This is a genomic window from Azospirillum sp. NS33 (assembly GCF_059703765.1).
This window is the reverse complement of record NZ_BAAKJB010000008.1, coordinates 1-19,504: the sequence shown is the minus strand read 5'-3', so window position 1 is coordinate 19,504 and position 19,504 is coordinate 1. Positions and strand designations below refer to the sequence as shown.

Annotated in this window: 15 protein-coding genes; 8 read left to right on the top strand and 7 right to left on the bottom strand. The window is 73.8% G+C overall.

Features of this window, described 5'->3' with window-relative positions:
• Positions 1-333: 333 nt before the first annotated feature.
• The 5 genes from AC6H2I_RS09300 (at position 334) to AC6H2I_RS09280 (ending at position 6,562) form a co-directional block, all read left to right on the top strand.
• The gene (locus tag AC6H2I_RS09300) at positions 334-2,145 is read left to right on the top strand and encodes a lytic transglycosylase domain-containing protein (RefSeq protein WP_497500330.1); all 1,812 of its coding nucleotides are present in this window, start codon (positions 334-336) and stop codon (positions 2,143-2,145) included.
• A 3-nt stretch (positions 2,146-2,148) separates the two neighbouring features.
• Entirely contained in the window at positions 2,149-2,688 is a 540-nt protein-coding gene (moaB, locus tag AC6H2I_RS09295; protein ID WP_497500329.1) for a molybdenum cofactor biosynthesis protein B, read from the top strand.
• Positions 2,685-3,716, top strand: a complete 1,032-nt coding sequence (locus AC6H2I_RS09290) for an aminoglycoside phosphotransferase (RefSeq protein ID WP_497500328.1) — start codon at positions 2,685-2,687, stop codon at positions 3,714-3,716. The genes moaB and AC6H2I_RS09290 overlap by 4 nt, the downstream gene beginning before the upstream one ends.
• Positions 3,717-3,805: 89 nt before the next feature.
• Positions 3,806-5,536 (top strand): tetratricopeptide repeat protein, encoded by a 1,731-nt coding sequence (locus AC6H2I_RS09285; protein ID WP_497500327.1) that lies wholly within the window; start codon positions 3,806-3,808, stop codon positions 5,534-5,536.
• Positions 5,537-5,542: 6 nt separating this feature from the next.
• A complete protein-coding gene (locus tag AC6H2I_RS09280; RefSeq protein ID WP_497500326.1) occupies positions 5,543-6,562 on the top strand; it encodes a 4-(cytidine 5'-diphospho)-2-C-methyl-D-erythritol kinase in 1,020 nt (339 codons plus the stop codon).
• 18 nt (positions 6,563-6,580) lie between these two features.
• Here AC6H2I_RS09280 and AC6H2I_RS09275 read toward each other — a convergent pair whose 3' ends face one another.
• Together AC6H2I_RS09275 and AC6H2I_RS09270 are read right to left on the bottom strand one after the other, a co-directional pair.
• On the bottom strand, positions 6,581-7,561 hold the full coding sequence (locus AC6H2I_RS09275) for an MBL fold metallo-hydrolase (RefSeq protein ID WP_497500325.1): 981 nt from the start codon (positions 7,559-7,561) through the stop codon (positions 6,581-6,583).
• Positions 7,562-7,673: 112 nt separating this feature from the next.
• Positions 7,674-9,068 carry a matrixin family metalloprotease gene (locus tag AC6H2I_RS09270; RefSeq protein WP_497500324.1) on the bottom strand — a complete coding sequence of 465 codons (1,395 nt, stop codon included), beginning with the start codon at positions 9,066-9,068 and terminating at the stop codon, positions 7,674-7,676.
• A 124-nt stretch (positions 9,069-9,192) separates the two neighbouring features.
• On the opposite strand from AC6H2I_RS09270, the gene AC6H2I_RS09265 reads away from it, so the two are divergent.
• The 3 genes from AC6H2I_RS09265 (at position 9,193) to AC6H2I_RS09255 (ending at position 11,428) form a co-directional block, all read left to right on the top strand.
• Positions 9,193-10,386: an NAD(P)/FAD-dependent oxidoreductase gene (locus tag AC6H2I_RS09265; RefSeq protein WP_497500323.1), complete on the top strand. Its 1,194-nt coding sequence runs from the start codon at positions 9,193-9,195 to the stop codon at positions 10,384-10,386.
• Positions 10,383-10,853, top strand: a complete 471-nt coding sequence (locus AC6H2I_RS09260) for a hypothetical protein (RefSeq protein ID WP_497500322.1) — start codon at positions 10,383-10,385, stop codon at positions 10,851-10,853. Before AC6H2I_RS09265 ends, AC6H2I_RS09260 begins: the two co-directional genes overlap by 4 nt.
• 140 nt (positions 10,854-10,993) lie before the next feature.
• Complete coding sequence (locus AC6H2I_RS09255) at positions 10,994-11,428, top strand: CBS domain-containing protein (RefSeq protein ID WP_497500321.1); 435 nt, start codon at positions 10,994-10,996, stop codon at positions 11,426-11,428.
• A gap of 134 nt (positions 11,429-11,562) precedes the next feature.
• On the opposite strand, the gene AC6H2I_RS09250 is transcribed toward AC6H2I_RS09255, so the two are convergent.
• The 5 genes from AC6H2I_RS09250 to AC6H2I_RS09230 all read right to left on the bottom strand — a co-directional run.
• Positions 11,563-12,213, bottom strand: a complete 651-nt coding sequence (locus AC6H2I_RS09250; RefSeq protein WP_497500320.1) for a response regulator — start codon at positions 12,211-12,213, stop codon at positions 11,563-11,565.
• A gap of 321 nt (positions 12,214-12,534) precedes the next feature.
• Complete coding sequence (locus AC6H2I_RS09245; RefSeq protein ID WP_497500319.1) at positions 12,535-14,325, bottom strand: acyl-CoA dehydrogenase C-terminal domain-containing protein; 1,791 nt, start codon at positions 14,323-14,325, stop codon at positions 12,535-12,537.
• Between the two features lie 16 nt (positions 14,326-14,341).
• Complete coding sequence (locus AC6H2I_RS09240) at positions 14,342-16,672, bottom strand: 3-hydroxyacyl-CoA dehydrogenase/enoyl-CoA hydratase family protein (RefSeq protein ID WP_497500318.1); 2,331 nt, start codon at positions 16,670-16,672, stop codon at positions 14,342-14,344.
• Between the two features lie 8 nt (positions 16,673-16,680).
• A complete protein-coding gene (locus AC6H2I_RS09235) occupies positions 16,681-17,817 on the bottom strand; it encodes a thiolase family protein (protein ID WP_497500317.1) in 1,137 nt (378 codons plus the stop codon).
• 359 nt (positions 17,818-18,176) lie between these two features.
• A partial coding sequence (locus tag AC6H2I_RS09230) for a methyl-accepting chemotaxis protein (protein WP_497500316.1) occupies positions 18,177-19,504 on the bottom strand: 1,328 nt, incomplete at its 5' end.

The following is a 19,504-nucleotide window of genomic DNA, read 5'->3' as shown; positions in this document are numbered from 1 at the left end:
GAGGCTAAGCCAGCAAAGTGCATGGCCAGACGAATCGCCTAGAGCCATTTTTTTCACCTTTTCAACCGCTTGACTCTCTTCGGATTAACCATCCCGCACTGCTGGCATGCCGAAGCATCCCTTGCGCCGGGCGAATTGCACCGGTATTGAAGCAAAATGCTCAGGATGTGTTGCAGTGCAGCATGCGGCGTCGCGAGAGACGTCGTGCGGCTGCGTCCCACTCTCCTCGGGGCACTGTGCGCGGCCATCGCCCTGGCGATCGCGCCCGATCCGAGCGGCACCTTCGGGTCCGCTCGGGCCGCCCTCGTGATTCACGGACCGGACGGTCGTCCGGTGGTCCCGCATGGCTACGGCGCCGGCGACCGACCACTGGTGCTGCTGCCGGAGGACGCCGAGGCGCGCGCCGTCCAGCTTTCCGAGGAGGACGCCTACCGCTACCGCCGGATCTTCACCCTGCAGGCCATCGGCGAATGGGACGCCGCGGCGTGGGAGATCGACCGCCTGGGCGACACCCGGCTGATGGGCCATGTGCTGCGCCAGCGCTATCTGCACCCCGACCGCAAGGCCAGTTACGAGGAGTTGGCGGCGTGGCTGCGGCGCTACGGCGACCTGCCCGGCGCCGACCGCCTGCACGCCCTGGCGGTGCGCCGGGTGCCGGACGGGACGCGGCCGCCCAAGGCGCCGGCGGCGGTCGACGCGCGGCTGACCGGGTCGCTGGAGCGGCTGGCCGGGTTCCGGCCGGAGCCGGCCACCGACGACGCGGAATCCGTCGAGGGCGACGGGGCGGCGGCCGAGGCCGCGCCGGTGTCGGTGGCGCCGCGCAGCCGCACCGCGCAGCGCCCGCGCGTCACCGTCTCGGCACGCATCGAGGACCTGCTGCGGGCCGGCAAGCCCGGTGCGGCGCTGAAGCTGCTGAGCGACGATTCCTTCGCCGGCCGCCTCGACACCGTCGAATACGACGCGGCCCGGGCCCGCATCGCCTCCGCCCTCTATTTCGCCGGCTCGGTCAAGGAGGCGCTGTCCCTGGCCTCGGCCAGCGCCGCGCGCTCCGGCACGGTGGTGAGCGACGCCCACTGGATCGCCGGCCTGGCCGCCTGGCGGCTCGGCCAGCACGACCGGGCGGCGCGCCAGTTCGACGCGGTGGTGGCGGCCCAGCCGCGCTCGCCGTGGCGGCTCGCCGCCGCCGCCTACTGGGCGGCGCGCGCCCACGACCGCAAGGGCCGCGGCGACGCGGCCCGGCGCCAGCTCGCCGTCGCCGCCCGCTTCCCCCACACCTTCTACGGCCTGCTGGCGCGCCGCGTCCTCAGCCTCGACGAGACCCCGCGCTTCCACCTGCCGGCGCTCACCGGTCGGCACTTGGCCGAGCTGGCGACCCAGGCCACCGGGCGCCGGGCGATCGCCCTGCTGCAGGCCGGGCGCGGCGACGAGGCCGAGGAGGAGCTCCGCAACCTGCACCCCCGCGGCAACGAGCTGATGGCCGAGGCGCTGGTGGTGGTGGCCGCCAGCGCCGGCCTGCCGGCCCTGGCGCTGCAGGTCGGCAATGCGGTGGCGGGACCCGACGGCGCCCCCTACGACGCCGCCCTGTTCCCGGTGCCCCATTGGGAGCCGCGCGACGGCTTCGCCGTCGACCGCGCCCTGATCTTCGCCGTGATGCGCCAGGAATCGCGTTTCAACCCGGCGACCGTCAGCCCGGCCGGTGCCACCGGCCTGATGCAGATCATGCCGGCCACGGCGGTGCACGTGCGCGACCGCAACGCCGACATCGACGACGCCGGGCGGGCCGCCCTTCTCGACCCGGCCACCAACATGGAGCTGGGCCAGCGCTACCTGTCGGAGCTTCAGGGGATGCCGGAGATCGGCACCAACCTGGTGCTGCTGACGGCGGCCTACAACGCCGGCCCCGGGCACCTGCTGCGCTGGCGCAAGGAGCTCGCCGCGATCGAGGACCCGCTGCTGTTCGTCGAGAGCATCCCGTTCGGCGAGACGCGCGACTACGTGAAGAAGGTGCTGGCCAATTTCTGGACCTACCGGCTGCGCCTGGGCCAGGAGACGGGGTCGCTGAGCGCCGTTGCCGCCGGCGGCTGGCCGGTCTATATGCCGGAGGACAGCCGGCCGACGCAGGTCGCCCAGAACGCCCCGGATTGACCCATGCCACGGATCGACGAGAGCCGCCCCTTCCTTCCCGTCAACATCGCCGTGATGACGGTGTCCGACACCCGGGCCGAGGCGGACGACCGCTCCGGCGCGGCCCTGATCGAACGCCTGACCGCGGCCGGCCACGCCCTGGCGGCGCGGGCGATCGTCAGGGACGACGTCGCCGCCATCCGCGCCCAGGTGCAGGCGTGGATCGCCGATCCCGCGGTCGACGTGGTGCTGACCACCGGCGGCACCGGGGTGACCGGCCGCGACGTCACGCCGGAGGCGGTGGAGGGACTCTTCGAGAAGGCCATTCCGGGCTTCGGTGAGCTGTTCCGCTGGCTTTCCTACGAGAAGGTCGGGACCTCGACGATCCAGAGCCGGGCCACCGGGGGCGTCGCCAACGGCACCTACATCTTCGCCCTGCCCGGCTCCCCCAGCGCCTGCCGCGACGCGTGGGACGGCATCCTCCAGGCCCAGCTCGACAACCGCCACCGCCCCTGCAACCTGGTCGAGCTGATGCCGCGCCTCAAGGAGCATCAGGCGGGGTGAGCGACGGCGCGCCGCACGGCGCCGGCCGGGCGGACCTGCTCCGCGCGCTCGGCGCCGTCGTCCCCGGCCTGACGCCGGACGACCTGGAGGCCATGCCGCTGCGGGGCGTCGCCCACGACCACCTGCGCCTGGCCGGCCGCGGCCTCGTCGTGCGCGTTCCGCGGTGGAGCCAGCAGGGGCTCGCCCCCGCCACCAACCTCGCCTACCAGGCGGCGGCGTTCCGCCGGGCGGCGCCCAGCGGCCACACGCCGGCCCTGCACGCCGCGCTGGCGCCGCAGCCGGGCCTGCCCATGGGCGCGCTGGTGGTCGGCGAGGTGGCGGGACGCCCGCCCCGCCTGCCCCGGGACATGCCGGCCATCGCCCGGGCGCTGGCGGCGCTGCACCGGCTGGCGCTGCCGCCGCCGGCCGGGCGGCCGCCGCTGGCCGCCCCCGACGACCCGGCCGCCGCGACCCTGGCCCTGGTGCGCCGCCAGTCCGAGCATTTCGCCCGGGCCGGGCTGGCCGCGGCGGCCATGGCCCAGATCGAGGCGGAACTGGCGGCCGCCGCGGCCTGCCGCGTGGCCGGGCCGCAGCCGGTGGCTCTGGTCGGCACCGATGTCCACCCCGGCAACTTCCTGATCGACGCGGCCGGCACGGCGTGGTTCACCGACCTGGAAAAGGCGCAGTACGGGAACCCGGCCATCGACCTCGCCCACGCCAGCCTGCCCACCTCCACCCTGTGGGACCCCGACGTCGCCGCCGAGCTGGACGAGGCCGGCGTCGCCGCCTTCCACGCCGCCTGGGCCGCGGCGGTGCCCGCCGCCCTGGCGGCGGCGGTCGCGCCGTGGGTGCGGCCGATGCGCCGGCTGACCTGGCTGCGCACCCTGTCGTGGATGGCGCGGTGGAAGGCGGAGGGTCCCCGCCTGTCGCCGGGCATGCCGGCGCGCCTGCGCGACCACATGGATGCCCGGGTCGCCGACGTTTTCCGCCCCGAACGGATCGCCGCCGTGCGCCGCCGGTGGGCCGGCGCGGACGCCCCGGTGGGCTGAGCGACTCGGGCGCACAAGTGTTCCTTGCTGCCGCGCCGTGATCCGCCGTAGCCTTGCATCCTCGGTCACGCACCTCATCTGGACGCGGTATGACGAACACCCGGACCCGCCGCTGCGCCTTCGCCGCCAGCCTCCTCGCCGCCGCCCTGACCGCAGCCGCGCTCGACGCGGCCGGCGCCCCCCTGGCGACCGCCGCGGAGCGGCCACCGGCGGCGACCTCGCCGACGGGCAGCTATCTCGCCGGCCGCCACGCCCAGCAGCACGACGACTGGGGCGCCGCGGCCCAGTACATGGCGCAGGCGCTGGCCGCCGACCCGGAGGACGCGGCGCTGCTGCGCCGCACCTACAGCCTAAAGCTCGGTGACGGTGCCGTCGAGACCGCGGTCGAGCTGGCCGGGCGGTTGGCCGGCAGCGGCGGGATCGACCAACTCGGCGTCACCCTGCTGGTCGCCGACCACCTGAAGCACGGGCGCCTCGAGGAGGCCCGCACGCTGGCCGCCGCGCTGCCCCGCGACGGGCTGGCGCGCTTCCTCGGGCCGCTGATCGACGCCTGGCTGACCGCCGCCACCGGCGACACCGAAGCGGCGCTGGCCGCGCTGGCGCCGCTCGGCACCGCCACCGGGTTCGACGCGCTCCACGATCTGCACGCGGCCCTGCTGCTCGACCTCGGCGGCCAGGCCGAGGCCGCGGCGGAGCACTACGCCAAGGTGGCCGCCAGCACCCCTCCGCTGCGGGTGGTCCAGCTCGCCGGCAATTTCTACGAGCGCACCGGCCGCGTCGCCGAGGCCGGGGCGCTCTACCGCCGCTTCGCCGACGGCGCCTCCGACGCGGCGATGATCGAGCCGGCGCTGCGGCGGCTGGACTCCGGCGGTGCGGCCGAGCCGTTGGTCGGCAACGCCCCCGACGGCCTGGCCGAGGCGCTGTTCGACCTGGGCAGCGCGCTGCAGCACGAGGGGGCGGCGGAGACGGCGCTGCTGTTCGGGCGCATCGCCCTTCACCTGCGGCCGGACCTGGCGCTGGCCCGGCTGATGATCGGCGACGTGCTGGACGAGCGCGGCCACCACGCCGCCGCCCTCGCCGAGTACGAGACGCTGGAGGGCAGCGCCGTGCTGGGCTGGCCGGTCCGCCTGCGCATGGCGGAGTCGCTGGCCAGCCTGGATCGCCACGACGAGGCGGTGGAGCGCTTCTCGGCCCTGGCCGAGGAGCGGCCGACCCGCACCGACGCCCTGATCCGGCTCGGCGACATCCACCGCACGGCCAAGGAGTACGACCCGGCGATCGGCGCGTACAGCCGCGCCCTGGAGAGGGCCGGGGCGCTGCAGGCGCGGCATTGGGCGATCCTCTACTCCCGCGCCCTGACCTACGACCAGACCGGCCGCTGGACCGAGGCCGAGGCCGATCTGGAAGCCGCCCTGTCCCTCAACCCGGACGAGCCGTTCCTGCTGAACTACCTGGGCTACAGCTGGGTCGACCGCGGCCAGCACCTGGAACGCGCCCGGACGATGATCGAGCGGGCGGTGGAGCTGCGGCCCAAGGACGGCTACATCGTCGACAGCCTGGGCTGGGCGCTGTACCGCATGGGCGAGTTCGAGGAGGCGGTGGTGACCCTGGAGCGCGCCGTGGAGATGCGCCCCGTCGACAGCACCATCAACGACCACCTGGGCGACGCCTACTGGCAGGTCGGGCGCCGCGCCGAGGCGCGGTTCCAGTGGCAGCGCGCCCTGCGCACCGCCGACACGGACGACGCCCGCGCCGCGATCCAGGGGAAGCTCGACAAGGGCCTGCCGGCCCGCCAGGCGGCGCAGGCGGAGACCCGGTAGGCGCCCATGACCGCCATCGTCGAAGCCGCGCCGGCCAAGCTCAACCTCTACCTCCACGTGCTCGGCCGCCGCCCGGACGGCTACCACGCCCTGGACAGCCTGGTGGCCTTCGCCGACGTCGGCGACACCGTCACCGTGCGGCCGGCCCCGGCGCGGCTGGCGCTGCGCGGCGCGGACCTGCCCTCCGCCGGGCCGCGGCTGGCGGTGTCCGGGCCGTTCGCCCCCGTGCTGATGGCCGAGGCACCGTCCGGCAACCTGGTGATCCGCGCCGCCCACGCCCTGGCCGCACGCCTCGGCCGCGCGCCGGAGGCGATGATCCACCTGGACAAGCGCCTGCCGGTCGCCGCCGGCATCGGCGGCGGTTCGGCCGACGCCGCGGCGACGCTGCGGGCGCTGGCCCGCCTCTGGGAGGTTCCCGCCGCCGACCCCGTGCTCTACGAGGTGGCCGCGGGCCTGGGCGCGGACGTGCCGGTGTGCCTGGCCGGACGGCCGGTCTTCGTCGGCGGCGCCGGCGAGCGGCTGGACGCCGCCCCGGCCCTGCCGCCCTGCCACGTGGTGCTGGTCAACCCCGGCGTGCCGGTCGCCACGCCGGCCGTGTTCACGGCGCGCCGGGGTGCCTTCTCGGCACCCGCCCGCTTCACCGGCGCGCCGGCCGACGCCGCCGCGCTCGCCGCGGTGCTGGGCGGGCGCGGCAACGACCTGGCGGCGCCGGCCACGGCCATCGCCCCGGCGATCGGCGAGGCCCTGGCGGCGCTCGCCGCGACCGCCGGCTGCCTGCTGGCCCGCATGTCCGGCAGCGGCGCCACGTGCTTCGGACTCTACGCCGACGCGGCGGCCGCCAGCGTGGCGGCCGCCGCCGTCACCGCGGCCCACCCCGCGTGGTGGGTCGCGGCCGCCGCACTGCTCCCCGAGCCGGCCGGGGCTCCGCCCCTGCCCCGCGGCCTCGCGGCGCCGTCCGCCGCCGCCACGGCGGCCCCTCCGCCGCCCGTCCCCTTCCCCGACACCGGCGGCTGGGGCGTCGGCTGAGCCGACGCATGGCCGGGATCAGCCCAGGCGGAAGGTTTCCCCATGGTCCGGGACGCGGAAACGCGCGGCGTCCACGCCGTGCCGGTCGAGCGCCTCCGCCAGTGCCCGCGCCGGCGCGTCGATCGCTTCGGGGGTCAGGCGGAAGGTGCCGAAATGCATGGCGACGGCGCGCGCGGCCCCCAGATCGAGGAACGCCTGCACCGCCTCGGCCGGGTCCATGTGCTGGGCGGCCATGAACCAGCGCGGCTCGTAGGCGCCGATCGGCAGCAGGGCCACGTCGATGCCGGGGAACCGGGCGCCGATCTCGCGGAAATGGGGGCAGTAGCCGCTGTCGCCGGCGAAGTGGACGGTGCCATCCGCGGCCTCCACCACGAAGCCGCCCCACAGGCTGCGGCGCCGGTCGAACGGGGTGCGGGCCGACCAATGCTGGGCCGGCACGAAGGTGACCCGGCCGCCGCCGGGGGCCGCGGCGCTCTCCCACCAGTCCAGGGTCACCACGTCGCGGAACCCGGCACGGGCGAGGATGCGCTCGTTGCCCAGCCCGGCATAGACCCGCGGCGCGTGCCGCCGGGCGAGCGCGCGCAGGGAGGCCAGGTCCATGTGATCGTAATGGGAGTGGCTGACCAGCACCGCGTCGACCCGGGTCAGCGCGTCGAGAGCGACGGCGGAGGGGCGGGCGCGGCGGGGACCCAGCACGCCGCCCGGTCCGGCCCGCCGGGCGAACACGGGGTCGGTGAGGTACACCGCGCCACCCAGGCGCAGCCGAAAGGTGACATGGCCGAGGAAGGTCAGGGCGGCGTCGCGGTCCGGCAGGTCCGCCGGCACCGAAGCCGCCACGCGTTCCGGCCAGGTGTCCCACCGGCTGCGCCAGAGGTAGCGCAGAACGTCCCCCAGGCGCTTGTCGGTGTCGGCGTGCGGGTTGAAGAAGCGGGTGCCGTCCCAGTGATCGGACGCGCCGGGCCGCCGCGCGGCGGTCGGGATGGGACGGGGCTTCGCCAAGGGGCTCTCCGGGGCTGCGGACGGGCGCGCAGTGTAGCGCGCGCCGGGCCGCCACGGAACGTCCGGCACCGCGGCGCCCCCCTCGGCGGGCTGGCGCCACGGCGGAGGCAACTCACTGGATCCAGATGTCGTAGGGACTCAAGGTCGCGCTGCTGAGACCGATCAGGGTGATGCTGTTGCCGGCGCCGAGGTCGATGAGGACGCCGCCGTCGACGTCCCGGGCGCGGGCCATCACGTCCGCCACCGTGGCGATGTCGGTGCCGTTGACGCCCGTCGGCACCACCAGCCAGTCGCCCAGCCGGTCGAAATCGGCGATGACGTCCTGGCCACCCTCATGGCCGGCATAGAAGAAATCGTTGCCGGTGCCGCCCACCAGGGTGTCGTTGCCGCGGTTGCCGAACAGGGCATCAGCGCTGGCCCCGCCGTAGATCACGTCGTCGCCCTGGCCACCGAACACCGTGTCGGCGCCGTCCCCGGCGACCACGAGGTCGCTGCCCATGTTGGCGTAGAGCACGTCGCCGCTGCCGCCGCCATCGACCCAGTCGTCGCCCTGGCCGCCGAACACCGTGTCGGCACCGTCGCCGCCGAGAAGGGTGTCCGGCCCCTGGTTGCCGTAGAGGGTGTCCGAACCGCCATCGCCCTGGATCCAGTCGTTGCCGGTGCCGCCCATGATGCCGTCGTTGCCGGATCCGCCCACCAGCACGTCGTTGCCGCCCCGCCCCAGCAGGGAATCGGTGCCCGCGGTGCCGGTCAGGGATTCCGCGGCGTCGCTGCCGGCCTGGAGGTTGCCGATGGTCTTGGCGGTCTTCGGGCCGTAGAGGTATTCGATCGCCTGGATGTCCAGGGGGCCGAGGACGCTGGGGTAGTGCACGGACCCCGTGACGTAGGACATCACGGTCTGGTCGGTGGTGTCGTCGGCCGCCGACAGGTACGGTCCGCCGTCGGACTCGCCGCCATAGTTGCCGGGGTGCTTGAGGCCCAGGGCGTGCCCGACCTCGTGCAGGAATGTCAGATAGGCGTAGCTGCCCTCCTCCGGGCTGGTGTTGTTGTCGGACTCCCAGTCGATCCAGACATCGCCGCCCACCTCGTGCGTGGCCGGATAATAGGCGTAGGCCGCCGTGGTCCCGTCGATCTGGGCGGATCCGAAGCGGATCTGTCCGCCCGCGCCGGCATCCGCCACCTCCAGGAAGGTGATGTCCGCCACCGCCGCGTATCGGGCGAGCGCGCTGCGCGCCGCGGTCTCCATGGCGTCGTTGAACACGCGGAACCCGGCGATCTCGCCCGAGGCATAGTAGGAGGGCACCGCGTCCATGAAGCTGTAGGTCACGGTGACCGGCATTCCCAGGGGCCCGCCGGCGTTCCAGCGCAGGTCCAGGTCCTCGACCAGGGCGTCCACCGTGGGCACGCCGGATCCCGGATAGACCAGGGCCTGGGGCTGGGGCGACCCGGCCCCGGCCCCGGCCCCGGCCCCGGCCAGCGCGGATGGCGCCAGTGACGACAGCGGCATGACGGGGCACCTCCAGCAGTGACATGGCTGTTATGGCATCAGGAGATGGGCCCGTGCAATCCACCCCTTCCCAGGAGGCGGCCGCGGTCCCATGCTCTGTCCTGGAACCGCAGGGAGCGTCGCCGTGGAACGCGCGGATTTCCTGATCGTGGGCGCGGGCATCGCCGGCGCCTCGGTGGGGTACGAACTGGCGTCACGCGGCCGCGTGGTGGTGCTGGAGCGCGAAGGCCAGGCCGGCTATCACGCCACCGGCCGGTCCGCCGCGCTGTACACCCAGACCTACGGGCCGCCGGCCGTGCGCGCCTTGACCGTGGCCAGTCGCGGCTTCTTCGACGCCCCTCCCTCCGGCTTCGCCGAGCACCCGCTGCTGACGCCGCGCGGCGTGCTTCTGGTGGGACGCGCCGACCAGGGCGCCGCGCTCGACGCCGCGTACGACCAGGGGCGCCGCCTCACGCCCTCCGTCGCCCGCCTCGACGGTGTCACGACGCAGGCCCGCGCCCCCTGGCTGCGCGACGGCTACGCCGCCGGTGCGGTGGAAGAGCCCGAGGCCATGGACATCGACGTGCACGCCCTGCACGCCGGCTTCCTCCGCGGCCTGCTGGCGCGCGGCGGGCGGCTGCTGACCGACGCCGGTGTGACCGCCCTGCGCCGCACCGGTGGCCTGTGGTGCGCCGAGACCCCGGCGGGCGCCGTCGCGGCGCCGGTGATGATCAACGCCGCCGGCGCCTGGGCCGACCAGGTGGCGGCGCTGGCCGGAGTGCGGCCGATCGGCCTGGTGGCGAAGCGGCGCACGGTGGTGGTCTTCGATCCCGTCTTCGCGGCCGACGAGACGGCGCTGGCCGACGGGCTGCCGGCCTGGCCCATGGTGATCGATGTCGACGAGGGCTTCTACGCCAAGCCCGACGCCGGCCGCCTGCTGGCCTCGCCGGCCGACGAGACGCCGGTCGAGCCCTGCGACGTGCAGCCGGAGGAATGGGACGTCGCGGTGGCTGTTGACCGGGTGGAAGGGGCGGCGCGCTTCGCTGTCCGGCGCATCCGCCACCGCTGGGCCGGGCTGCGCAGCTTCGTCGCCGACAAGGTGCCGGTGGCCGGCTTCGCGGCGGACGCGGACGGGTTCTTCTGGCTGGCGGCCCAGGGCGGCTACGGCATCCAGACCGCCCCGGCCCTGGCCCGCACCGCGGCGGCGCTCGCCGCCGGCGAGGGCGTGCCCGACGACGTGGCGGCGCTGGGTGTCGCCGCCGCCGACCTGGCGGCCGCACGCCTGCACACGGCGCCTGCGGCGCGCCCGGGCACCGAGGAGGAGGAAGGACGGCCATGACCACGACACGATCGATCGCGATGGCGCTGGCGCTGGCGCTGCCGGGCGCAGGCCTTCTGACGGGCTGCGCCAACCCGCTCGCCGAGCAGGCGCTCGCCGCCCGCACCACGCTGGTCGGCTTGCCGAAGGAGCGGCTGCTGTCCTGCGCCGGCGTGCCGCAACGGCAGGCCGAGGCGGGCGGCCAGGAGTTCTTCACCTACCGCAGCGACCGGATCGTCGCCCGCCCCGCCCCGGGCTGGGCGGCCTATGGCGGGCCGTGGTGGCCGGCATACGGTCATCCCGGCTGGTGGGGCGCGGGCTGGCCCGGCTACGGCGACGAGCTGCGCAGCTACGCCTGCGAAGCCACCTTCACGCTCCAGGACGGCGTGGTGCGCCGGGTCGTCTACAACGGCACGCCCGAAGGCGCCGGCGGCATCGGCCAATGCTACTACGTGGTTCAGAGTTGCCTGGCCCCGGCACCGGGGTGACACCCGGGGGTTATTCCCTTGGTGGTAGTCGCCGGACCGTTTGCCGGGGTTCCCTTTGCGGCGGCGCGATGGGAGGCTAGGCATGTTCGTGGTTCCGCCCGACCGCGGCGGGGCCCCGCCCACGAGAAGGAAGCCCACCCATGCACGTGTCCGCCCTGCTGAAGCGAAAGGGTTCCGAGATCGTCACGATCCGCTCGGACGACACCGTCGCGGCGGCCGCGGCCCTGCTGGCGGAGCGTCGCATTGGCGCCGTCCTGGTGAGCGACGGCGCCGGCCGGCCGGCCGGAATCCTGTCGGAGCGCGACATCGTCCGCCGCCTCGCCAGCGACGGCGCCGCCGCCCTCGGCCGCCCGGTCGGCGATCTCATGACCCGCGACCTGGTGACCATCGGCCCGAACCAGTCGGACGCCGAGGCGCTGGCCCTGATGTCGGAGCGGCGCATCCGCCACCTGCCGGTCATGGAGGGGGACCGCCTGCTCGGCCTCATCAGCATCGGCGACGTTGTGAAGGCCCGTCTGGACGGCGCCGAACTGGAGGTGGAAAGCCTGCGCGGCTACGTCGCCGGGATCGGCTGAGCCGGGCCCGGGACCGCCGCACCGGACACAATGAAGCCCCTCCCCCGGACCTGGGAAAGGGGCTCGCTTCCGGTCGCCACCGCCACAACGCATCGTACCGGCCCCGCGGCCGGCCCGGGGGTCCGCCGGGCGGCTCAGGACTGGGTCTGGGGGAAGGCCATCGCCGCCTGGGTGCGGTTGCGCACGCCGAGCGACTTGAAGATCGCCGTCATGTGGATCTTCACGGTGCCTTCGGACAGGCCCAGCTCATGGGCGATCTGCTTGTTGGACTTGCCCTCGCGCAGGCGGTCCAGCACCTCGCGCTGGCGCTGCGTCAGCAGCTGCTCCAGCGCCGGGTCCGCCGGCGGCACCATGCCGCCCGACCCCCGCGACGGCTCGGAGTCGCCACCGTCGCGCAGCACCGTGGCCGGCACGTACACGCCGCCAGAGAAAATCAGGTCCAGGGCGCTCAGCATGATCTTCACGCTGGACGATTTCGGGATGTAGCCGGAGGCGCCGTGCTCCAGCGCCTCGCGGACATCGTGGTGCGCCTCCGACGCGGAGATCACCACCACCTTGGCCTGGGGCTGGCTGTCGCGCAGCGACTGGATACCGGCAAAGCCGGGCCACCCGGGCATGCGCAGGTCGGTCAGGATCAGGTCGTACTGGACCTCGCCGGCGCAGCGATCCACCATCTCGTCGAAGCCGCTGGCCTCCTCGAAGGTGCTGTCGTCCTTGAGCTGCTCGAGGAGCCTGCGCAGTCCCTCGCGGAACAGCACGTGGTCGTCACCGATCAGGATCCTCATTGCTCTCTCCCGTCTCCACGGCCTTGGGCCGATCCGTGTGCCATAGCACAACCGGCGCTTTCGAACCGCATATGCATCGCGGCTGAAGGGCCGCTCAGACTTTTAACCAGTCTAACCGGCAAGGAGATGTATCACGGACCAGGACGTCCGGACAACCGGAATTGCCCCAATGTCACACACGCTATGCCTTCGGTACAAGGGGTGAAAAGGGGGCCGGGCCGTTGGAAAACAAGGCACCCGCCAGGGGTCTCGGCCGCTGGCGGGGGCCGGGCCGGCACCCGCCGGCGGGGTGGCGGCGGGGTGGCGGCGGGATGCGCGGCGCTAGAAATCCTCGTCCGGGAAATCCATCACAGGTTTTGCCCCGGCGAGGATCGCGATGAACAGCGCGTTGGCCTGCGGCAGCACCTTCGCCATATAGAACCGGCCAATCTTAACCTTGTTCTCGAGGAACGCGGCGTCGCCGGACCCTGCGGCCAGGCCGGCCCGCGCCGCCTTCGCCATGCGCAGCCACATCCAGCCGAGCGCGACGAGGCCGAACAGCCGGAGGTAGTCGCTGGCCGCCGCCCCCGCCTCGTCCGGGTCCTTCATGCCCTTCTGGGCGATCAGCCCGGTCGCCTGCTGCAGCTTGGCGAAGGCCTTGGCCAACGGCAGCACGAACTCGCCCAGGCTCTCGTCGGCCATGTCCGCCTGCAGATCGGCGGCCACGGGGTGGAAGAAGCGGCGCAGCAGACGTCCCATGTCCTGGCCGAGCTTGCGCCCGACCAGGTCCAGGGCCTGGATGCCGTTGGTGCCCTCGTAGATCTGGGTGATGCGGGCGTCGCGCACGTACTGCTCCACCCCGGTCTCCCAGATGAATCCGTGGCCGCCGTGCACCTGCACGGCGATGTTGGCGGCCTCGACCCCGATGTCGGTGAACAGCGCCTTGACGACCGGTGTCAGGAGCTGGACGAACTCGTCGGACTCCCGGCGCACCCGCGGGTCGGGATGGCGTTCCGACACGTCGAGATGGTAGCCGACCAGGGCGCCCAGGGCCCGCGCCCCCTCGGTGTACGCACGCGCCGTCAGCAGGCTGCGCCGAACGTCGGGGTGGACGACGATGGGGTCGGCCGGCCGGTCCGGATAGCGGGGCCCCGACAGGGCGCGCCCCTGCAGCCGCTCCTTGGCGTAGGCGGCGGCGTTCTGGTAGGCGACCTCGGCGATCCCCAGCCCCTGGACGCCGACCGCCAGGCGCGCCGCGTTCATCATCACGAACATGGCCCGCATGCCCTTGTTGGGCTCCCCCACCAGCCAGCCCGTGGCGGCGTCGAAGTTCATCACGCAGGTCGAGGAGGCCTTGATCCCCATCTTGTGCTCGATGGAGCCGCAGGACACGCCGTTGCGCGGGCCCGGCGCGCCGTCCCCGTCCGGCATGAGCTTCGGCACCAGGAACAGGCTGATGCCGCGGGTTCCCGCCGGTGCGTCGGGCAGGCGCGCCAGCACCAGGTGAAGGATGTTCTCCGTCAGGTCGTGCTCGCCGGCGGAGATGAAGATCTTGGTGCCGGTGAGCGCGTAGGAGCCATCGCCCCGGGGCTCCGCCCGGGTGCGGATGATGCCGAGGTCGGTGCCGGCGTGGGGTTCGGTCAGGCACATCGTGCCCGACCAGGTGCCGTCCACCAGCCTGGGCAGGAAGCGCGCCTTCAGGGCGTCCGACCCGTGCAGCTCCAGCGCGTTGTAGGCGCCGAGCGACAGGCCGGGGTACATGCCGAAGCTGAGGTTGGCGGAGCAGACAAACTCCTCCAGCACGGTGTTGACCAGCTTCGGCAGCCCCTGCCCGCCATAGGCGGGGTCGCACGACAGCCCCTGCCAGCCGGCACCGACATAGGTGTCGTACGCCTCCTTGAAGCCGGCGGGTGTACGCACGACGCCGTTCTCGAACCGGCAGCCTTCGGCGTCGCCGGACTGGTTCAGGGGGAACAGCACCTCCTCGCACAGCCGGGCCCCCTCCTCCAGGACCTGGAAGATCAGGTCGGGGGTGGCCTCCTCGTAGCCTGGCAGTGCGGCCAGGCGCTCGACGCCGACGACGCTCTCCAGCACGAAGCGCACATCCTGCAGCGGGGCCTTGTAGACCGGCATGGTGTTCTCCTCCCCCTCAGTTGCGCAGCGGCTTGCCGGTGGTGAGCATGTGCTCGATGCGGTCGACGGTGTCCGGCTCGTGGATCAGCGCCATGAAGGCGGTGCGCTCCAGCGCCAGGACCGCGTCCTCGCCGACCGGCCGGGTGAGGTCGGCGTCGCCGCCGGTCAGCACCTCGGCCAGGGCGCGGCAGACCACGACATCGTGCGGAGTCGCCTTGCCCTGCAGGCGGAAGCCCTCCACCGCCAGCTCCAGGGCGGTCCGCCCGGCCGGCCCGGGCAGGGTGAGGGTGACCGGCTCGGGCGGCGTGTACGCCTGCGCCAGCTCGAGCGCCTTGGCCTTGGCGTCGGCCAGCAGGCGGTCGCGGTTCATGGTGACGGCGTCGGACGGGCGGAGGTACTTCAGGTCCCTGGCCTCGTCCGCCGACTTCGCCACCTTGGCCAGGCTGATGGTCTCGAAGGCGGCCGCCAGCGGCGGCATCGGGCCCTGGGGCCGCTTGGGGTCGGCGGTGTGGCGGGCGATCATCTCGGTGCAGCCGCCCCAGGCGGGGATGACGCCGACGCCGACCTCCACCAGCCCCATGTACGTCTCGGCGTGCGCCTGGACGTGGTCGGCGTGCAGCAGGATCTCGCAGCCGCCCCCCAGCGCCATGCCCGAGGGCGCCGCCACCACCGGGAACGGCGCGTGCTTGAGCGCCCGGTAGGTGCGCTGCCCCGCCGCCACCAGCTCCTCGATCTGCGGCCACAGCGCGATGTTGAGGGCGAAGAGGGCCAGGCCCAGGTTGGCGCCGACCGAGAAGTTGTCGGCCTCGTTGTGGACCACCAGCGCCTTCCACGCCCCGCCACCGTCGCCGATCAACGCCATCGCCTTGGCGTAGGCGGCCATGGTGTCGGCGTCGAGGGTGTTCATCTTGGAGGTGAACTCCAGGCACATCACCCCGTCGCCGACGTCCCACAGGCTGGCCGAGCCGTTCTTCCAGACCGGGGCCGTGGCCCGCTTCACGTCCGACAGCAGCAGCACGCCGTCCGGACGGACCACCGCCGCGTAGTGGCCGTCGACCGTCAGTTGCTCCAGCCGTCCCCCTTCGACGCGGTAGAAGGGGCGGCCGGCGGCGCGCGCGACGAGCGCCGGGACGGGGATGCCCTCGGCGGTGCACAGGTCGGCGAACCACGCCGTGCCGAGGCGGTCGATCAGCTCGAACGGACCCTGCTTCCAGTTGTAGCCGAGCCGCATCGCCTGGTCGACGGCGACCGGGTCGTCGGCGATCTCCGGCACCAGGGACGCGGCGTAGGCCAGGGTCTGCGCCAGCACGGTGCGGGCGAAGCGGCCGGTGCGGTCGGGGTGCTCGGCCAGCGCGCGCAGGTCGCGCCCGGCGGCGGACACGCTGTCGGGCCTGGCCCGCTCCGACGCGCGGTAGTCGCCGGTGGCGAGGTCGATCGCCTCCTTCACCTTGCCGCCGCCGGCGCGGTTGATGCGGTAGAAACCGCCCTTGCCCTTCCGCCCGGTGTAGCCCTCGGCGATCATCCGCGCGATCAGCGGGTGGTCGCGGTGGACGGCGCGGTAGGCGTCGCCCTCCGGCAAGGTGGCCAGCAGGCTGCGGGAGATGTGCGGCATCAGGTCGATGCCGACCAGGTCCATCAGCCCGAACACGCCGGTCTTGGGAACGCCCATGGGCCGGCCGGCGACCGCGTCGGCCTCCTCGACCGTCAGGCCGAGGTCGACGGCGGCGTTGATGGCGGCCTGGATCCAGAAGGCACCGATGCGGTTGGCGATGAAGCCGGGCCGGTCCTTGCAGCGCACCACCCCCTTGCCGAGGCGGCGGTCGCAGACGTCGGCGATGGCCGCCGCCGCTTCGGCCCGCGTCTCGGGGCCGGTCACCAGTTCCAGCAGGCGCATGTAGCGCGGCGGGTTGAAAAAATGGGTGATCAGGAAGTCGCGGCGGAACGCTTCGGACTGGTCCGCCACCAGGGCCGCCAGGGGGATCGTCGAGGTGTTGGAGGAGACCACGGAGCCCGCCTTGCGCAGCGGGTCGATGCGCCGGTAGAGGTCGGCCTTGACCGCCGGGTCCTCGACCACCGCCTCGACGATCCAGTCGCACGCGCCCAGGCGGTGGAGGTCGTCCTCCAGGTTGCCCGGGGTCACCAGCCGGGCGTTGCGCTTGTGCATGAAGGGCGCCGGATCGGCCTTGAGGAGGCGGTCGACCGCCCCCCGGGCGACGGCGCTGCGGTCCGTGGCCCCGGCGGGCACGATGTCCAGGAGGAGGACGGGAATGCCGGCGTTGGCGAGATGGGCGGCGATCCCGCTGCCCATCACCCCGGCTCCGATCACGGCGGCGCGTTGGATGTCCATGGCCGGCCTCACACCGCTTCGAGGACGGTGGCGATGCCCTGGCCGCCGCCGATGCACTGGCTGGCCAGCGCGAACCGCTTGCCCTCGCGCGCCAGCAGGGCCGCCGCCTTGCCGGTGATGCGCGCTCCCGTGGCGCCGAGGGGGTGGCCGAGCGCGATGGCCCCGCCGTCGATGTTCAGCGTCGCCTCGTCGATCTCCAGCTCGCGGATGCAGGCCAGCGCCTGGGCGGCGAAGGCCTCGTTGAGCTCGACCACCCCGACATCGGCCATGGTGATGCCGGCGCGGGCCAACGCCTTGCGGCTCGCCGGCACCGGCCCCAGCCCCATCACGTCGGGCTCGCAGCCGGCCACCGCGATGGAGCGCACCCGGGCGAGGATCGGCAGGCCGTTGGCCCGCGCGAACTCCTCGTCGGCGACCAGCACGGCGGCGGCGCCGTCGGTCAGCGGCGACGCGGTGCCGGCGGTCACCGTCCCGTCCTCCATGAACGCCGGCTTGAGGCCGGACAGCGCCTCCTGGGTGGTGCCGGGGCGGATGCAGCCGTCGCGCGCGACCGTTCCGCCGGGCGCGCCGATGGCGACGATCTCCTCGTCCAGGCGGCCCTCGGCCTGGGCCGCGGCGGCCTTGGCGTGGGAGGCGACGGCCAGCGCCTGCTGCTCCTCGCGGCCGATGCCGTAGCGCCGCGCCACGTTCTCCGCCGTCACGCCCATCGAGCAATAGGCCTGCGGATAGTGCTGGGCGAGCGAGGGATGGAGCATCGGGTTGAAGCCCATCATCGGAACCCGGCTCATGGACTCCACGCCGCCGCACAGGAACACGTCCCCGGCGCCCAGCGCGATCGCCCCGGCGGCCTGGTGGATCGCCTGCATGGACGAGCCGCAGAAGCGGTTGACCGTGACCGCCCCCATGGTCACCGGCAGGCGGGCCAGGAAGGACACGAGGCGCGCGATGTTGAGGCCCTGCTCACCCTCCGGGAAGGCGCAGCCGACGACGAAATCCTCGATCCGCGCGGGATCGACGCCGCTGCGTTCGACCAGGGATTTGACGACCGCCGCCAGCAGGTCGTCGGGCCGCACCCTGGCCAGCTCACCTTTGCTGGCGAAGGCGAACGGAGAGCGGGCATAGCCCGCGATGACCACGGATTTCATCTCTTCGTATCCTCCCTGGGGCCGGTACGGCGGTCTTGGCGCGGCGGTCTGTGTGGGGCGGGCGCCGGACAGGGCGCCGCAGCCCGCTTCCCGGCAGTGGCGGGGGGCGGTGGCGGGGCGGTCACGGCGTCGGTCGATGACAGGATGGCGGCTGCCGGGCCGCCCATGGCGCCGGGCCGCGGGCGGGGCTGGCTGCGGTGCTGGTCGGCGTCCGGCATCGATCGCCCATCCCCGGTGGTGGCCCGCCGCGACGGCTTGGTTGACGTTTACGTAAAGGTAAGAAGCACGCCTTTCCTGTCAACTCGGCGTTCGGTTTTAGGCCGGCCGTCGGCCGGCCTCTGGGGAAGACCGGCCGTCGGTCAGGCCGCCGGCGCCGCGGTGGCGCGGATGTCGTGCAGCGCCTGGGCGATGGCGCCGCGCAGGGACTCGGTCTCGCGCGACAGGGTGCGGCCGGCGTCCAGCACCCGGCCGGAGGCCGACCCGGTGTCGCGCACGGCGGCGCTGACCGTCGAGATGCTGGTCGACACCTGCCGCGTGCCGGCGGCGGCCTGCTCGACGTTGCGGGCGATCTCGGCGGTGGCCGCGCCCTGCTCCTCGATCGCCGCGGCGATGGCGGTGGTCACCTCGCTCATCCGGCCGATGGTCGCGCCGACGTCGCCGATGGCCTTGACCGCCGCGCCGGTGGTGCCCTGGACCTCGGCGATCTGGGTGGCGATCTCCTCGGTGGCCTGGGCCGCCTGATTGGCCAGGTTCTTGACCTCCCCGGCGACCACGGCGAAGCCCTTGCCGGCCTCGCCGGCCCGCGCCGCCTCGATGGTGGCGTTGAGCGCCAGCAGGTTGGTCTGGGCGGCGATGTCGGTGATGAACTTCACGACCTCGCCGATCCGGTGCACCGACTGCTCCAGCTCGGCGATCCGCTTGGTCGCGCGGCCGGCGACGTCGACCGCCGCGCCGGCGATGCTGGACGAGCGCTGCACCTGCTCGCCGATCTCGCCGATGGAGGAGGTGAGCTCGGTGGTCGCCGCCGACACCGTCTCCACGTTGGCGGACGCCTCCTCGGCCGCGGCGGCGACCGCGGTGGCGCCGCTGTTGGCCTGGTCGACGGTGCGGGTCATGGTTTCCGCGGTCGCCACCATTCCGGTCGCGGCCGTGCCGATGCGCTCGGTGACCGCCGCCAGGCTGCGCTCCAGCCCGTCGGCGATGCGCTTCACCACCTCGGCCCGCTCGCTCTCGGCACGCCGGCGCATGGCCTCCTGTTCGGTCTGGAGGTCGCGGATCTCCTCGGCGTGGCGCTTGAACACGGCGACCGAGCGGGCCATCTCGCCCACCTCGTCGCCCCGGCCGGTGGCCGGCACCGCCACCGCAAGCTCGCCGTTCGCCAGGCCCTGCATGGCCAGCGCCAACTGGTGGAGCGGACCGCTGATGGTCCGGGCCATCAGCCACGCCAGGGCCAGGCCGACCAGCAGGACGCCGCCGCCGATCCCCAGGGCCAGCGTCCGGGCGTCGGCGTACTGGGCCGCGTACTCGCTGGAGTCCATGAGGATCTCGACCACCGCCGCGGGCTTGCCGGAATAGTCGGGGATGGCGGCCACCAGGGTGGTCAGGGGCACGCCGCCGACCACCGCCCGGCGCACCGGGGTCGCGCCGGTGAGCGCCTGGTGCCGCGCCGCGTCGTCGACCAGAGAGG

Bases quoted from the DNA above. Each gene is read 5' to 3' on its own strand.
- AC6H2I_RS09270 (WP_497500324.1), bottom strand. From the start codon at position 9,068: ATGCCGCTGTCGTCACTGGCGCCATCCGCGCTGGCCGGGGCCGGGGCC.
- AC6H2I_RS09240 (WP_497500318.1), bottom strand. From the start codon at position 16,672: ATGGACATCCAACGCGCCGCCGTGATCGGAGCCGGGGTGATGGGCAGC.
- AC6H2I_RS09260 (WP_497500322.1), top strand. From the start codon at position 10,383: ATGACCACGACACGATCGATCGCGATGGCGCTGGCGCTGGCGCTGCCG.
- AC6H2I_RS09245 (WP_497500319.1), bottom strand. From the start codon at position 14,325: ATGCCGGTCTACAAGGCCCCGCTGCAGGATGTGCGCTTCGTGCTGGAG.
- AC6H2I_RS09280 (WP_497500326.1), top strand. From the start codon at position 5,543: ATGACCGCCATCGTCGAAGCCGCGCCGGCCAAGCTCAACCTCTACCTC.
- AC6H2I_RS09235 (WP_497500317.1), bottom strand. From the start codon at position 17,817: ATGAAATCCGTGGTCATCGCGGGCTATGCCCGCTCTCCGTTCGCCTTC.
- AC6H2I_RS09285 (WP_497500327.1), top strand. From the start codon at position 3,806: ATGACGAACACCCGGACCCGCCGCTGCGCCTTCGCCGCCAGCCTCCTC.
- moaB (WP_497500329.1), top strand. From the start codon at position 2,149: ATGCCACGGATCGACGAGAGCCGCCCCTTCCTTCCCGTCAACATCGCC.
- AC6H2I_RS09250 (WP_497500320.1), bottom strand. From the start codon at position 12,213: ATGAGGATCCTGATCGGTGACGACCACGTGCTGTTCCGCGAGGGACTG.
- AC6H2I_RS09255 (WP_497500321.1), top strand. From the start codon at position 10,994: ATGCACGTGTCCGCCCTGCTGAAGCGAAAGGGTTCCGAGATCGTCACG.